Annotated in this window: 15 protein-coding genes and 1 pseudogene; all 16 read right to left on the bottom strand. The window is 67.9% G+C overall.

The genetic code is table 11. The features are described 5' to 3' along the window. Window positions 1–38: 38 nt before the first annotated feature. Window positions 39–1,559, bottom strand: coding sequence for a ribosome biogenesis GTPase Der (gene der / locus ACIP5T_RS00095; RefSeq protein WP_311259174.1), 1,521 nt, complete (start codon window positions 1,557–1,559; stop codon window positions 39–41). Beyond that, window positions 1,552–2,226, bottom strand: coding sequence for a (d)CMP kinase (gene cmk / locus ACIP5T_RS00090; protein ID WP_290161905.1), 675 nt, complete (start codon window positions 2,224–2,226; stop codon window positions 1,552–1,554). The genes der and cmk overlap by 8 nt, the downstream gene beginning before the upstream one ends. Then, a complete protein-coding gene (locus tag ACIP5T_RS00085) occupies window positions 2,219–3,364 on the bottom strand; it encodes a prephenate dehydrogenase (protein WP_400859600.1) in 1,146 nt (381 codons plus the stop codon). Before ACIP5T_RS00085 ends, cmk begins: the two co-directional genes overlap by 8 nt. Beyond that, a complete protein-coding gene (locus tag ACIP5T_RS00080; RefSeq protein ID WP_400859599.1) occupies window positions 3,361–4,149 on the bottom strand; it encodes a pseudouridine synthase in 789 nt (262 codons plus the stop codon). Before ACIP5T_RS00080 ends, ACIP5T_RS00085 begins: the two co-directional genes overlap by 4 nt. Before the next feature lie 73 nt (window positions 4,150–4,222). Beyond that, window positions 4,223–4,837 (bottom strand): SMC-Scp complex subunit ScpB, encoded by a 615-nt coding sequence (gene scpB, locus ACIP5T_RS00075; protein WP_400859597.1) that lies wholly within the window; start codon window positions 4,835–4,837, stop codon window positions 4,223–4,225. After that, window positions 4,827–5,630, bottom strand: a complete 804-nt coding sequence (locus tag ACIP5T_RS00070) for a segregation and condensation protein A (protein WP_400864534.1) — start codon at window positions 5,628–5,630, stop codon at window positions 4,827–4,829. The genes scpB and ACIP5T_RS00070 overlap by 11 nt, the downstream gene beginning before the upstream one ends. A gap of 91 nt (window positions 5,631–5,721) precedes the next feature. Continuing rightward, entirely contained in the window at window positions 5,722–6,555 is an 834-nt protein-coding gene (locus ACIP5T_RS00065) for a ParA family protein (protein ID WP_140038740.1), read from the bottom strand. A 160-nt stretch (window positions 6,556–6,715) separates the two neighbouring features. Then, window positions 6,716–7,618: a site-specific tyrosine recombinase XerD gene (xerD, locus tag ACIP5T_RS00060; RefSeq protein ID WP_400859595.1), complete on the bottom strand. Its 903-nt coding sequence runs from the start codon at window positions 7,616–7,618 to the stop codon at window positions 6,716–6,718. A 2-nt stretch (window positions 7,619–7,620) separates the two neighbouring features. After that, complete coding sequence (locus ACIP5T_RS00055) at window positions 7,621–8,199, bottom strand: NUDIX domain-containing protein (protein ID WP_400859593.1); 579 nt, start codon at window positions 8,197–8,199, stop codon at window positions 7,621–7,623. 58 nt (window positions 8,200–8,257) lie between these two features. Further along, the gene (locus ACIP5T_RS00050; protein ID WP_400859591.1) at window positions 8,258–9,955 is read right to left on the bottom strand and encodes a CTP synthase; all 1,698 of its coding nucleotides are present in this window, start codon (window positions 9,953–9,955) and stop codon (window positions 8,258–8,260) included. Between the two features lie 17 nt (window positions 9,956–9,972). Next, window positions 9,973–11,664: a DNA repair protein RecN gene (gene recN / locus ACIP5T_RS00045; protein ID WP_400864531.1), complete on the bottom strand. Its 1,692-nt coding sequence runs from the start codon at window positions 11,662–11,664 to the stop codon at window positions 9,973–9,975. Continuing rightward, window positions 11,661–12,575 carry an NAD kinase gene (locus ACIP5T_RS00040; RefSeq protein ID WP_400859589.1) on the bottom strand — a complete coding sequence of 305 codons (915 nt, stop codon included), beginning with the start codon at window positions 12,573–12,575 and terminating at the stop codon, window positions 11,661–11,663. The genes recN and ACIP5T_RS00040 overlap by 4 nt, the downstream gene beginning before the upstream one ends. Beyond that, a complete protein-coding gene (locus ACIP5T_RS00035; protein WP_400859587.1) occupies window positions 12,572–13,369 on the bottom strand; it encodes a TlyA family RNA methyltransferase in 798 nt (265 codons plus the stop codon). Before ACIP5T_RS00035 ends, ACIP5T_RS00040 begins: the two co-directional genes overlap by 4 nt. Continuing rightward, the gene (locus ACIP5T_RS00030; RefSeq protein WP_400859585.1) at window positions 13,366–13,542 is read right to left on the bottom strand and encodes a hypothetical protein; all 177 of its coding nucleotides are present in this window, start codon (window positions 13,540–13,542) and stop codon (window positions 13,366–13,368) included. Before ACIP5T_RS00030 ends, ACIP5T_RS00035 begins: the two co-directional genes overlap by 4 nt. A gap of 63 nt (window positions 13,543–13,605) precedes the next feature. Beyond that, window positions 13,606–14,643 carry an HAD-IIA family hydrolase gene (locus tag ACIP5T_RS00025; protein ID WP_400859583.1) on the bottom strand — a complete coding sequence of 346 codons (1,038 nt, stop codon included), beginning with the start codon at window positions 14,641–14,643 and terminating at the stop codon, window positions 13,606–13,608. Next, a pseudogene (locus ACIP5T_RS00020) lies at window positions 14,643–14,946 on the bottom strand (hypothetical protein); the annotation flags it as partial. The pseudogene ACIP5T_RS00020 and the gene ACIP5T_RS00025, both read right to left, overlap by 1 nt.

The raw sequence follows: 14,946 nt of genomic DNA, 5'->3' as shown, positions 1-14,946 counted from the left end.
AGGCAACAGCTGCGCGCACGTGTGACCCGGCTTGCGGCTCAGCGCTGACGCTTCTCGCGCACTCGCATGTTGATGACGATGGGCGTTCCGTCGAATTCGTAGAGCTCGCGCAGGCGGCGCTGGATGAATCGACGGTATCCCGGGTCGAGGAACCCGGTCGTGAACAGCACGAACGTCGGCGGCCGAGTCGACGCCTGCGTGCCGAACAGGATGCGCGGCTGCTTGCCTCCTCGCAGCGGGTGCGGGTGCTCCGCGACCAGCTCGGCGAGGAACGCGTTGAACTTGCCGGTGGGAATGCGACGGTCCCAGTTCGTCAGGGCGGTCTCTAGCGCCGGGACGAGCTTGTCGAGGTGGCGGCCGGTCTTCGCCGAGATGTTCACGCGAGGGGCCCAGGCGACGTGCGCCAGGTCCTTCTCGATCTCACGCTCGAGGTAGCGACGACGATCAGCGTTCTCGAGGTCGTCGTCGTTCAGGCGATCCCACTTGTTGAACGCGAGCACGAGCGAACGCCCGGACTCCAGCACCAGGTCGATGATGCGAACGTCCTGCTCACTGATCGACTCGGAGACGTCGAGGACGACGACACCGACCTCGGCCTTCTCGAGCGCGGCCGATGTACGCAGCGAGGCGTAGAAGTCGGCGCCCTGGGCCATGTGCACGCGGCGACGGATGCCGGCGGTGTCGACCAGACGCCACAGCTTGCCGCCGAGCTCGACGATCTCATCGACGGGGTCGCGGGTCGTGCCGGCCAGGTCGTTGACGACCACTCGCTCTTCGCCGGCGGCCTTGTTGAGCAGTGACGACTTGCCGACGTTCGGCCGACCCAGGATCGCGACGCGACGCGGCCCGCCGATCTCGGCCTTCGCGACGGCCGAGACATCGGGGAGCGTCTTCAGCAGCGCGTCGAGCAGGTCTGCGACACCACGACCGTGGATGGCCGAGACCGGGTGCGGCTCACCGAGACCGAGGTTCCAGAGGGCTGCCGCCTCCGGCTCCTGGCGGGCGTCATCGATCTTGTTCGCGACGAGGAAGACGGGCTTGCCGCTCTTGCGCAGCATCTTCACGACGTGCTCGTCGGTCGATGTGGCGCCGACCATCGCGTCGACGACGAACAGCACGACATCGGCCAGGTCGATCGCGACCTCCGCCTGCGCGGCGACCGAGCGGTCGATGCCTCGTGCGTCGGGTTCCCAACCTCCGGTGTCGACGAGCGAGAAGCGACGGTCGGCCCACTCGGCCTTGTACGTCACGCGGTCGCGGGTCACGCCGGGGGTGTCCTCGACGACGGCCTCGCGGCGGCCGAGGATGCGGTTCACGAGCGCCGACTTGCCGACGTTCGGGCGACCGACGATCGCCACCACCGGCAATGCGGGGAAGAACTGGATGCCGTCCTCACCCATCGTGATGCCGGCGAGGAGCGCGGCATCCTCATCGTCGAGGTCGTAGTCGGCGAGGCCCGCGCGCAGCGTCTCCGCACGTGCCTCGGCGAGCTGCTCGTCGAGCTGCGCCATCTTCTCGGCGAGCTGGTCGGGGCCGCCTTCGTATTCGTCGTCAGCCATGGTGTACTCCTCGGGTTCGTTCGATCACCGCGAGGACGGCGTCGATGGTCTGTGTGAAATCGAGCTCCGTCGAATCGACGACCTCGACGCCTTCTGCGGCGTTCAGGAAGTCGACGACGGCGCTGTCTGAAGCGTCGCGCTTGTGCAGTGCGGCCGCGACGGTCTCGGCGTTCTCGCCGGCGAGTTCGCCGGCACGTCGTGCGGCGCGCACCTCGGGTGCAGCCGTGAGAAGAATGCGCACCGGGGCGTCGGGTGCAACCACGGTGGTGATGTCGCGTCCCTCGACGACGACCGCCGGGTATGGCGCCTCTGCGACGAGGGTGCGGAACAGACGGTTGACCTGGTCGCGCACCTCGGGGACACGGGCGACGCCGCTGACGGCGCCCGAGACGGAGGGTTCGCGGATCGCGTCCGTGACGTCGACATCGCCGACGCGCACCGTGCGATCGTCGGGGTCGAGACCGAGTCGCACAGGGAAGTCGGCGACGGCGTCGAGCACCGCAGCGGCATCCGCCGTATCGGCCCCTCGATCGAGCACATGCCAGGCGAGGGCGCGATACGCCGATCCCGTGTCGAGGTAGCCGAAGCCCAGAGTGCGGGCGACTGCCTTGGACACACTGGACTTGCCGGAACCTGCGGGTCCGTCGATCGCGATGAAGTCAGTCATTGGTCGTCCCTGCAATCCGCCAGCCGCGTTCCTGGAGTCCGGTGATCGCGCCGTGCAGCGCTGCGGGCTCGACACTGATCTCGGCGAGTCCGAACTGTGCTCCCGGTGAGTGCTCGAGACGCAGGTCCTCGACGTTGACGCCGAGCTCTCCGAGCTCGCCGAACAGACGACCGAGCTGTCCTGCCGTGTCGTCGATCATCACGACGAGAGACTCGAACCGCTGGTTCTGTCCATGCTTTCCCGGGAGACGCTCGACACCGTCATTGCCCTGTCGGATCGTCTCGGCGACCACGCGCCGAGCGCCAGGAGCTTCGGGCGCGCGCAGCGCGTCGGACACTTCCCGGAGGTCGGATGCCAGAGCGTCGAGGATCTCGACCACCGGCCCGGCGTTCGCTCCGAGGATCTGCACCCAGAGCTCAGGGGCGGATGCCGCGATGCGGGTCGTGTCGCGAACGCCCTGGCCGGAGAGCCGCAGCGCACCCTCATCCGCCTCGGCGAGCCGTCCGGCGAGCAGGCTCGCGACGACCTGAGGAACGTGAGAGGTGAGCGCGACCGAGCGGTCGTGCTCCTCCGGAGTCATCTCGAGCGGCATCGCCCCGACGTCGAGAGCCAGCGCCTCGACGAGTGCGAGATCTGCTGCCTTGGTGTCGGCGTCACGGCAGACGACCCACGGGCGTCCGATGAACAGGTCTGCCCGCGCGGAGATCGCGCCGCCGCGCTCGCGCCCCGCGAGCGGGTGTGAGCCGATGTAACGGGTCAGATCGACTCCGCGTCGCTGCAGACTGTGGAAGGGCTCGAGTTTGACGCTCGCCACGTCCGTGACGACGGCGTGCGGAAAACGAGTCAATTCCGACTCGATGACATCGGCCGTGACGTCGGGCGGCACGGCGACCACGATCAGTGCTGGCGAGTCGTCGTCGGCGGCCGAGCGGCCCGCTCCGTAGTCGATCGCGAGGCGCAGCTGCGCCGGCGAAGTGTCGGCGAGCACCACATCCACGCCCTTGGCGCGAAGTGCATGACCGATGCTCGCGCCGAGCAGACCGGCGCCGACCACCCGTACGGTGCCGGAGAGCCTGGCCGCGGTTCGCGGCGCGACAGAACTCCGAGCCCCCGCGGGCGCACTCGTCGTATCGGTCACTCGTTCTCCTGTTGCTCGCCTGGCGCCTCGGCGACACCGGAATCACGGCGCGACAGAGTCAAGAGTGCGCCGAGTTCGATTTTAGTCAGTTCGCGGGTCTTCCCAACCGGGAGGGTTCCCAGGTGCAGCGGACCGAACTGGCGGCGAACGAGTTCGGTCACCGGATGGCCGACGGCCGCCAGCATCCTTCTGACGATCCGGTTCCGTCCGGAGTGCAGCGTCAGCTCGACGAGACTCGACCCACGAGAGGTGTCGAGCAGGCGCGCCTTGTCCGCCGCGATCGGACCGTCGTCCAGATCGATGCCCTTGGTGAGCTTCGAGATCGTCTGCGCGGTGACCTCGCCCTCGACCTTCGCGATGTAGACCTTGGTGACGCCGAACGACGGGTGAGCGAGCACGTGTGCGAGGTCGCCGTCGTTCGTCAGGACGAGCAGCCCGCTGGTCTCCGCATCGAGTCGCCCGACGTTGTACAGGCGCTCCTCATAGTCGTCGGTGAAGACGCGCAGATCGGGCCTGCCGTTCTCGTCGCGAAGGCTGCTGACCACTCCGGTCGGCTTGTTCAACATCACGTAGCGCTTCGACACATCGAGCTGCACCGCGGTGCCGTCCACATCGATGAGGTCGGTCTCGGGGTCGACGCGGCGTCCGAGCTCGGTGACGGTCTGCCCGTTCACCCGGATGCGTCCCTCGACGATGTACTGCTCGATCACGCGTCGTGAGGCCACGCCCGCCGCCGACAGCACCTTCTGCAGGCGGATGCCCTCTGGTGTCTCGAAGCCGCTCATCGGATGGTCCCTTCGTTGAAACTGAATCTGTGCCTCGCGTCCGCGCGCGCGGACGTCATCGAACCGACCGAGATCATCGGATGGTCCCTTCGTCGAAACCGTCTGCGCCGTCGTCGAGCAGAGGAGAGATCGGTGGCAGCTCGTCGAGCGAGTTGATGCCCAGATGCTGCAGGAGCTCATCTGTCGTGCCGTAGTTGATCGCACCGGTCTCGGAGTCTGCGAACAGCTCGGTGATGAGGCCTCGAGCAAGCAGCGTGCGCACGACCGAGTCGACATTCACTGCTCGGATCGACGCCACCTGGCTGCGCGTGACCGGCTGTTTGTAGGCGATCACGGCAAGCGTCTCGAGGGCCGCCTGAGAAAGCCGCGCCGGCGCCTGCCCGCCGACGAACTCCGCGACGACGTCGTCGTGGTCCTCGCGTACGTAGAGGCGCCATCCGCCGCCGACCTCGCGCAGCTCGAAGCCCCGACGCGGGCCCTGGCCCTTGCCGTCGTAGTCGTCGACGAGCGTCTCGATCGTCTGCCGCACAGCCGCCACCGGCGAGCCCACGGCCGCAGCGAGGGCGACGAGGCCGATCGGCTCGTCGATGATGAGCAGAATCGCCTCGATTCGCTCGGACAGCGGCGACTCGCGCACTATGTCCTCGGTCGCAGCGCCGGTCGTCGCTTCAGTCACATCATCGGTCATAGTCGGCTCCCAGCGATGCCAGTGTCTCGTCCGACCAGGAGTCGGCGGCCCAGCGCAGCGTCAGCTCGCCGAGCGGTTCCAATTGTTCGAAGGAGAGGGCGGCGTGCCGGTAGAGCTCCAGCACGGAGATGAACCTCGCGACCACGATTCCCGGCTCGCTGACGCCCGCGACGAGCTCGCGGAAGCTCACCGACTCCGCAGCGCGAAGCAGCGTGACGACGATGGCTGCCTGCTCGCGGATGCTGACGAGCGGCGCGTGCAGGTGATCGAGTCCCACATGCGGGATCTCCTTCGGCGCGAACGCCAGGAGAGCGAGTGCAGCGAAATCATCGGCGCTGAGTGACCAGACGAGCTCAGGCGTCTTCCGCCGGTGCTTCTCGTCGAGCCTCACTGCACGCGCGTGGCGCCGATCCTCGCGCTGCAGGCAGCGCGCGAACCAGGCAGACACCTCTTTGAATGCGCGGTACTGCAGAAGGCGCGCGAAGAGCAGGTCTCGGGCTTCGAGGAGCGCGACGGCCTCGGCATCCACCAATTCGCCCTGCGGAAGCAGACCGGCCACCTTCATATCGAGCAGCGTCGCCGCGACCACCAAGAACTCCGAGGCCTGGTCGAGCTCCTCATCGTCGTCGAGCTCCTTGAGATACGCGATGAACTCGTTCGTGACAGCGCTCAACGACACCTCGGTGATGTCCATCTCGTGCTTCGAGATGAGGTTCAGCAGCAGATCGAACGGACCGTCGAAGTTCGACAGCGAGACGCGGAATCCGTCGTCCGAGATGGAAGCCTCTTCCATCACCTCGACATCGAGATCCGATGCCGCTTCTGCTGGCGAGACGGACTGAGCCGGTGTGTCGGACTGAGCCGGTGTGTCTGACGGCTCGAGCTCAGGCGACAGCGCCACGGGTGACCAGCTCCCGCGCCAGCCGCAGGTACGCCTGCGCGGCAGCGTGCTCCGGAGCGAACTCGGTGATCGGCACACCGGAGACCGACGCATCCGGGAACTTGACCGTGCGACCGATCACCGTCTCCAGGACATCGTCGCCGAACGCCTCGACCACACGCTCGAGAACCTCACGCGAGTGCAGCGTGCGCGGGTCGTACATGGTGGCGAGAAGGCCGTCCATCGTGATCGACGGGTTCAGCCGGTCTCGCACCTTGTCGATGGTCTCGATCAGGAGCGCCACACCACGAAGCGCGAAGAACTCGCACTCGAGCGGGATGATGACGCCATGAGCCGCGGTCAACGCGTTCACCGTGAGCAGACCGAGCGAAGGCTGGCAGTCGATCAGGATGACGTCGTACTCCCCCGCCACCTGACGGAGCACACGCGCGAGGATCGTCTCGCGGGCGACCTCGTTCACGAGGTGCACCTCGGCGGCGGACAGATCGATGTTCGCGGGCATCACGTCGAGACCGTCGACACCCGAAGGCACGATCGCGTCGTGGGCATCGCGCTTCGTGTCGAGCAGCAGGTCGTACACGGTCGGCACGTCGTGCGTCTGGATGCCGAGTCCGGCGGACAGGGCACCCTGCGGGTCGAAGTCGACTGCAAGCACCTTGCGGCCGTATTCGGCGAGGGCCGCTGCGAGGTTGATCGCGGTCGTCGTCTTGCCGACGCCGCCCTTCTGGTTGCACAGCGCGATGATGCGTGCGGGCCCGTGCGAGGCGAGCGGTTCAGGGGTCGCGAAGCCGTGATAGGGACGCCCGGTGGGTCCCATGGGGGTGTCGTCGTTCTTCGACGTCTTCGCCCTGGACTTCGCCGCGTTCTCAGCCACCGATTCTCCTGCTCTTTCGTGCTCGGTCGAGTCTACCGATCGACCGACGGGATCACCGCCTCAGCCCCGGCGATCCCGCGATTTCGCCTCGTGCGCCGTTGTCTCAGCGGGCGCGCGGGTGCGATGTGGCGTAGATGTCGCGCAGGGTGTCGACCGACACGTGGGTGTAGATCTGCGTCGTCGCGACCGAGGCGTGACCGAGCAGCTCCTGCACGACACGCACGTCGGCGCCGCCCTGCAGCAGGTGTGTCGCGAACGAGTGCCGCAGCGTGTGCGGCGACACTTCGGCGGTGATGTGCGCGTGCTCCGCCGCCGCGCGGATGATGAGCCATGCGCTCTGTCGGGACAACGGGGCGCCGCGTGCACCGAGGAAGAGCCGGGCCGATGCTCGCCCCCTCGCCGCGAGCCCCGGGCGGACCCTGGTGAGATACGCATCCACCGCGACACGAGCGAACGAGCCGATCGGCACGATGCGCTCCTTCGACCCCTTGCCCCGAAGGCGCAGCACATCGCCGTGGGCGAGGTCGTCGACGTCGAGACCGACGGCCTCGGACACTCGAGCGCCGGTCGCATAGAGCAGCTCGAGGAGGGCCCTGTCCCGGATCCCCATCGGATCTTCGGCGCTGGGTGCGCCGAGCAGGCGCTCGACCTGGTCGATCGTCAGCGCCTTGGGCAGACGACGAGGGGCCTTCGGCGGACGAAGACGGCCGCTCGGATCATCCTGTTCTATGCCTTCACGCGCCAGGAATCGGTGCAACCCGCGCACGGACGACTGCAGCCGCGCAAGACTCGTCGCGGCCGGGGAAGGATCGGCGCCCGATCGATCGGCGATGAACCGCCCGACGACGGCCGCGCTGATCTCCGCCGTGTCGGTGATGCCCTCGGCATCCAGCCATTCGACGTAGGAACCGAGATCACGACGATACGCGGCGATCGTGTGATCGCTGAGACCGCGCTCGATCGTGACGTGGCGCAGATAGGTGTCCAACGCTCGATCGAGCTGCATGCTCAGCTCCGGTCGCGCAGCCTCTGCGCGGCCGCGAGCACGCCGATGCCGAGGATGCCGTTGCGCATCCGCCCGTCGAGGACCGCTGCGACCGCGGCGTCGAGCGGAATCCACTCCACGCGGATGTCAGCCTCTTCGTCCTCACGAGCATGCGCGTTCTGCGCCGCTGAGACGCCGGTGGCGAGGAAGACGTGGATGAGCTCGTCGTTCCCGCCGGGAGTCGTCCACGTCGAGACGAGCGGCTCCCAGTGCGCCGCGACCAGATCCGCCTCTTCGGCGAGCTCGCGTCGAGCGGCCTCGAGCGGCTCCTCGCCAGCCACGTCGAGCAGCCCGGCAGGCAGCTCCCAGTCGCGGTGACGGATCGGATGCCGGTACTGCTGGATCAGCAGCACCCGCCCCTCGTCATCCAGAGCGAGGATCGCGACGGCGCCCGTGTGCGCGACGTACTGGCGGCGGATCTCTCCGTCGCCGTACCGCACCCGATCGTCGCGGACGTTCCACACGGCACCCTCGTATACGAGATCGCTGCGCAGAACCTCCGGTTCGAAGGGTTCGTCGCGCAGGTCGTCGAACTCAGGCATCGGCTCCGCCGAACTCATGCATCGGCTCCGCCGAACTCACGCATCGGCTCCGCCGAACTCACGCATCGGCTTCGACGTCGAACAGCTCGCTGGAGCGGTGACGTTCGATCGCGGCTCCGACCAGCCCGCGGAACAGCGGGTGCGGGGCGGTCGGACGCGAGCGGAGTTCCGGGTGCGCCTGCGTCGCGATGTAGTACGGGTGAACGTCGCGCGGCAGCTCGACGTATTCGACCAGATCGAGCTCGGGGTTCACGCCGGAGAACACGAGACCGGCCTCGGAGAGACGCGCACGGTAGGCGTTGTTGACCTCGTAGCGGTGACGGTGGCGCTCCGAGGCCTCGGGTGCGTCGTACAGCTCACGCGCCAGGGATCCCTCGGCGAGTGCGGCCTGGTAGAGGCCGAGACGCATGGTGCCGCCGAGGTCGCCGCCGTCGAGGATCTCGACCTGCTCGGCCATCGTGGCGATGACGGGCTCCGTGGTCTGCGGGTCGAACTCGCTCGAGGATGCGTCGGCGATGCCGGCCACATCACGGGCATACTCGATGACCATGCACTGCAGGCCGAGGCAGAGGCCGAGCGTCGGGATGCCCTGCTCGCGCGCGAACTTCAGCGCCCCCAGCTTGCCCTCGATGCCACGGATGCCGAATCCACCGGGGACGCAGATGCCGTCGAGCTCGCCGAGCTGCTCCTTCGCACCCTCAGGGGTCTCGCAGCGGTCCGACGGGATCCAGCGGATGTTGACCTTGGTCTCCTGAGCGAAACCGCCGGCCTTGAGCGCCTCGGTCACCGAGAGGTACGCATCGGGCAGGTCGATGTACTTGCCGACCAGACCGATGGTCACCTCGTGCTTGGGGTTGTGCACGGCGTGCAGCACCTTGCTCCAGCGCGTCCAGTCGACCTCGTCGGCGGCCTTCTGATCGAGACCGAGGCGTCGCACGATGTACGAGTCGAGACCCTGGTCGTTGAGCGTCGACGGGATGTCATAGATGCTCGGCAGGTCGACCGTGTTGATGACGCCTTCGGCGTCGACGTCGCACATGAGAGCGATCTTGTTGCGGTTGCTCTCGCTCACCGGGCGGTCGCTGCGCAGCACGAGCGCGTCGGGCTGGATGCCGACCTGACGGAGAGCCGCGACGGAGTGCTGCGTCGGCTTGGTCTTCTGCTCGCCGGACGCGCCCATGAACGGAACCAGCGACACGTGCACGAAGAACACGCTGTCGCGGCCGAGTTCGTGGCGGAGCTGACGAGCCGACTCGAGGAACGGCTGCGACTCGATGTCGCCGACCGTGCCGCCGACCTCGGTGATGATCACGTCAGGACGCGGGTCTTCGGTCGCCTGCAGCCGCATGCGGCGCTTGATCTCATCGGTGATGTGCGGGATGACCTGCACGGTGTCGCCGAGGTACTCGCCGCGGCGCTCGCGGGCGATCACCTGAGAGTAGATCTGGCCGGTCGTGACGTTGGCGGCCTCGGACAGGTTGATGTCGAGGAACCGCTCGTAGTGTCCGATGTCGAGGTCGGTCTCGGCGCCGTCGTCCGTGACGAAGACCTCGCCGTGCTGGAACGGGTTCATGGTGCCCGGATCGACGTTGAGGTACGGGTCGAGCTTCTGCATCACGACGCGGAGTCCGCGGGCCGTGAGGAGGTTGCCGAGGCTTGCGGCAGTCAGCCCTTTACCCAAAGACGAAACGACACCACCCGTCACAAAGATGTGCTTGGTCGTGTCGTTCTTGGGCCCCGCAGAAGAAGAGTTCATCACGGGCTTCGATCCTATCAGGAGGTGAGGGTGCCGAGGCTGAGAAGTTCTCGGGCGTGGGTGATGGCGGCATCCGAATCGGTCAATCCGGACAGCAGTCGGGCCATCTCGGCCTCGCGCTCCTGCCCCTCGAGACGGCGGACACTCGATGCGGTGACTGCGCCGTCGCTGGATTTGACGACCGAGAGATGGTTGGTGGCGAACGCGGCGACCTGAGCGAGGTGCGTCACCGCGATCACTTGGGACTTCTCTGCAAGTCGGGCGAGTCGTCGGCCGACCTCGATCGCCGCGGCACCGCCGATGCCGGCATCGACCTCGTCGAACACGAAGGTCGGCACGGGGTCGGTTCCGGCGATGACGACCTCGATCGCGAGCATCACGCGCGAGAGCTCACCGCCCGACGCACCCTTGCCGACAGCGCGGGGCTCGGCCCCCGGGTGGGGTGCGAGCAGGATGGCGACGTCGTCGCGACCGTGCGCGCTCTCCGTGCCCGGTGTCACCGCGACCTCGAGGGTCGCATCCGGCATCGCGAGCGCGTGGAGCTCCTCGCTGACGGCTACGCCGAGCCGAGAGGCAGCCGCTGTGCGCTCCGCCGTCAGGGCCTCAGCATGTGCATCGAGATCCGTACGGGCGGCATCGCGTTCGGCTTCGAGGCGCTCGAGTCGCTCGCCGTCGTCGTCGAGCTCAGCGAGCCTCGTCGATCCCGTCTGCCAGAGCTCGAGAGCCTCATCCAAAGAACCGTGCGCGCGGATCAGAGTGCCCAGAGCTGCCCGTCGCTCTTCGACGGCCGCCAGCTCGTGCGGTCCTGTCTCATCGAGATCGGCGAGGTAGGCCGAGAGTTGCCCTGCGACATCGGCGATGCGGTAGCCGATGTCGGCGAGAGCGGCCGAGATGTCGGTGAGAGCGGTGTCGGAGACGCGCTCGAGCACCCGACGGGCTTCGGCGATCAGAGCGGACGCATCCGGCTCGCCTTCTTCGCTCGAGAGGGCGCTGTGCGCGAGAGTGGCGGCCAGTCGCAGCTCTTCGGCGTTCGCCAGACGTTCTGCCCGCGCGGACAGCTCGACGTCCTCCCCCGGTTCGGGAGCAGCGGCCTCGATGAGTGCGAGCGCTTCGCGGAGGCGTGATGCCTCTTCGGCTCGGCGGTCGCGGTTCTCGGTGATGTCGGCGATCTCGGCATCCAGCTCGCGCCACCGCGTGAACGACGACGTGTAGGCGTCCAGCGCCTTGGCGATCGGCGCGCCTCCGAAGCGATCGAGGGCATCGCGCTGCGCCGCGGAGGAGCGCAGCCTCAGCTGCTCGGACTGACCGTGCACGACGACCAGCTCCTCGGCCAGAGCAGACAGCACTCCCGCCGGCGCCGCGCGTCCTCCGACGCTCGCGCGGCTGCGGCCCTCGGCGCTCAATGTGCGGGAGACGTACAGCTCAGCGACCCCGGAGCCTGCAGGCTCGAGTTCTCCCCCGGCATCGGCGACGATGTCGGCGACGTCGCCCGTCTCAGGCACGATCCACACACCAGCAACGGATGCCTGTGCCGCACCGGCTCGTACGGCTCCGGAGTCGGCCCGCTGCCCGAGCAGCAGCCCGAGGCCGGTCACGACCATGGTCTTGCCCGCGCCGGTCTCGCCGGTGATCGCGGTGAATCCGGCGCCCAGGGGCAGCACGGCGTCGGCGATCACGCCGAGTCCCTGCATCCGCATCTCCTCGATCACGAGGCCGCCCCCTGTCCGCGCCATCCGGCGACCGGCAGCTGGAACTTGCGCACCAGTCGATTGGTGAACTCCGTGGGGTGCAGGCGCGCCAGACGCACCGGACGCGAGGACTTGCGCACCACGACACGTGCGCCCGGAGGCAGGTCATGCGAGCGGCGGCCGTCGCACCAGAGGATGCCGGAGCCCGACGTGCCCTCGAGCATCTCGATGGCCACGGCAGCGTCGGGGCTGACCACGAGCGGCTTGGCGAACAGCGCATGAGCCGACAGCGGCACGACCGCGATGGCCTCGACGCTGGGCCAGATCACCGGTCCGCCCGCCGAGAAGTTGTAGGCCGTCGATCCGGTCGGCGTGGACACGACCATGCCGTCGCAGCCGAAGCTCGACAGGGGAAGACCGTCGATCTCGAGCACGACCTCGATCATCCGCTCTCGGCTGGCTTTCTCGACCGTGGCCTCGTTGAGCGCGAAGGTCTCGTACACGACGGCACCGTCGACGTCTTTGACGCGCACCGACAGCGCCAGGCGCTCTTCGACTTCGTAGTCGCGATCGATGACGCGCCGCACAGCGGCATCCATGTCGTCCCGGTCGATCTCGGCGAGGAATCCGACGTGGCCCATGTTGATGCCGAGCACGGGGGCCGAGCAGCCGCGCACCAGTTCGGCGGCGCGCAGGATCGTGCCGTCGCCGCCGAGTACGATCGCGAGTTCGAGCTCGTCCTGCTGCACCGTCTCGCCGAGTATGTCGACATCGGCGAAATGGGGGTCGACGGCTCGCAGATCGCCGCTCTCATCGGGTGGGAGCACCGGGCGCGCGCCGGCACCGCGGAGTTCGTCGACGACCTTGCGGGCCGCCTCGACGGTGGCCTCCCGGCCGGCGTGGGCGACGACCAGGATGTTGCGCTCGTTCATCGTCTCCCTGCCAGTGCGTTGATGCGGTCTGACCATTCTGACGGATCGCTGCCGCGCCCCGGCGCGAGGTGCAGGAGATACTCCGAGTTGCCGTGCGTTCCGAGGATCGGCGAGGTCAGGATGCCGAGCATGCTCAGTCCGGCATCCCACGCGCTCCACGCTGTCCGCGCGACCGCGTCCGCCCGCGTGGCCGGATCGGTGACGAGTCCACCGCGCACCGCGGTGCGCCCGACTTCGAACTGCGGCTTCACGAGCAGGACGATGTCTGCACTCGCCGCGGCGACCGAGGCGACCGCAGGCAGCACGTGCTCGAGGGAGATGAACGACAGATCGCCGACGATGAGGTCGGGAGCCTCCGGTTCGCCAGTGACCTCCTGCAGGTTCTCGGGAGTCATGTGGCGGACGTTGTAGCCCTCGACGACCACGACGCCGGCGTCGGATGCCACGGCTGCGGCCATCTGGTCGTGCCCCACGTCGACGGCAAGAACACGCCGCGCTCCGCGCTCACGAAGCACCTGTGTGAAACCGCCGGTGGACGCACCCATGTCCAGCGCGAGGCGGCCTTCGGCAGAGATTCCGAATCCGTCGAGAGCGGCGATCAGCTTGTGCGCTCCCCGACCGACGTAATGATCGGCGCCTGCCACAGTGAGCTCCGAGGCGTCCGTGACCGGCGTCGAGGCCTTCACGACAGGGCGGCCGTCGATGCTGACGAGACCGCCTGCGATGAGCGTCGCAGCGTGCGTGCGCGAGCGAGCGAGACCTCGCGCGGCGAGGGCGGCGTCGAGTCGCGTCATCGGGAGCCCGGCGCGTCGCGCTGGTCGAGCTTCGCACCGCCGTCGAGGCGGCGGGACAGTTCGTCGTGCAGCCCGGAGTATGCGTCTGCCCTGGCAGCGAGAGGCTGCCCCTCGATCAGGCGCAGGCGACTCCACAGACCGTCGGTCGGTGCGTTTGTCGTCTCATCGCTCACGCTTCTACTGTACGCGGCGGCGCCGACACGTCGGCGGAGGCACGGCGACGCGACGCACGCCGGTCAGGGCCGATGGAACGGGTCGTCGTAGAGGCGCTCGGGCACTCGCAGCACGAACACCGGTGTTCCGGATGCCCAGATCGCGGATGCGCCGGCACGAAGCAGATCGATCTGCGAATCTCCCTCCGCGATGATCTCGACGTCGGCGCCGACGACACGCACGGACGCGGCGTTGACCGAGTGGACTCCGTCTTTCGACGTCACCTCCGGGTACGGCTGGTGCAGTTCGCGAAGGTCGCTGAGGATGTACTTCGGGCGCGACCCCTCAGGCGCGGCGAGCACGTGCTTCGGTCGATCGATGCCGGTGAGCACCAGAGCAGAGTCGATTCCTGCGCGGACGGCCCCGAGGATGTCCGTGTCGAGGCGGTCGCCGATGAACAGCGGCTTCTTCGCCCCGAATCGCGCTGTCGCCTCTTCGAAGATCGGGGTCTCCGGCTTGCCGGCGACGGTGGCGAGCCGGCCGATCGCTGTGTGCACAGCAGACACGAGCGTCCCGTTGCCCGGGGCGACGCCGCGCTCCCGGGGGATCGTCCAATCGGTGTTGGTGGCGATCCACGGGATGCCGCCCTCCTCCTCCGGGACCTTCAGCGCGAAAGCCGCCTCGGCGAGATCCGTCCACGCGACCTCGGGGGCGAAGCCCTGTACGACGGCGTCCGGAGCATCTTCGGCGCTGCGAGTGACGGTGTAGCCCGCCTTCTCCGCCTCGTCGACGAGTCCTGCTCCGCCCACGATCAGAAGTGTGGCGGGTGGCGGGACGATACCGGCCAGCAGCCGCATCGCGGCCTGCGGACTGGTGATCACGTCAGCGGGTGCCACGTCGAGACCCAGGCTGCTCAGGTGCTCGGCGACCGACGCGTCTGTACGCGACGCGTTGTTCGTGATGTACCCGAGCCGCGCGGTCGACGCCGCGGCGTTGAGGCTCTCCACCGCATGCGGCAGAGCACCAGGGCCCGCGTAGACGACGCCATCCAGATCAGCCAGCACGGCGTCCACGCCGTCGAGCGGGGTGCGCAACGCGGGCTTCTTGGAGAACAGCCCCACTACGCCTCCTTCGGCGAATCGGATGCTGCGGAGTCCGCGACTGTGTCGTTCGCGTTCGCGTTCGAGTCGTCGGCGTCAGCGTCGTCTTCGCCGAGCAGCTCACGGACCTCGTCGTCGATGGACGGCTCAGGCTCAGGCTCGTCAGCGTCAGCAACATCGACGTCCGTAGCGTTTTCGCCATCCACGTCGGCGTCATCCACGTCAGCATCAGCATCAGCATCAGCATCAGCATCAGCATCAGCATCAGCATCAGCATCAGCATCAGCATCAGCATCAGCATCAGCATCAGCATCAGCATCAGCC

Origin of the sequence: Microbacterium sp. NPDC088619 (genome assembly GCF_044752825.1) — a bacterium.
GTDB lineage: Bacteria > Actinomycetota > Actinomycetes > Actinomycetales > Microbacteriaceae > Microbacterium.
The sequence above is the reverse complement of the archived record's forward strand: the minus strand, read 5'-3'. Positions and strand labels throughout refer to the sequence as shown.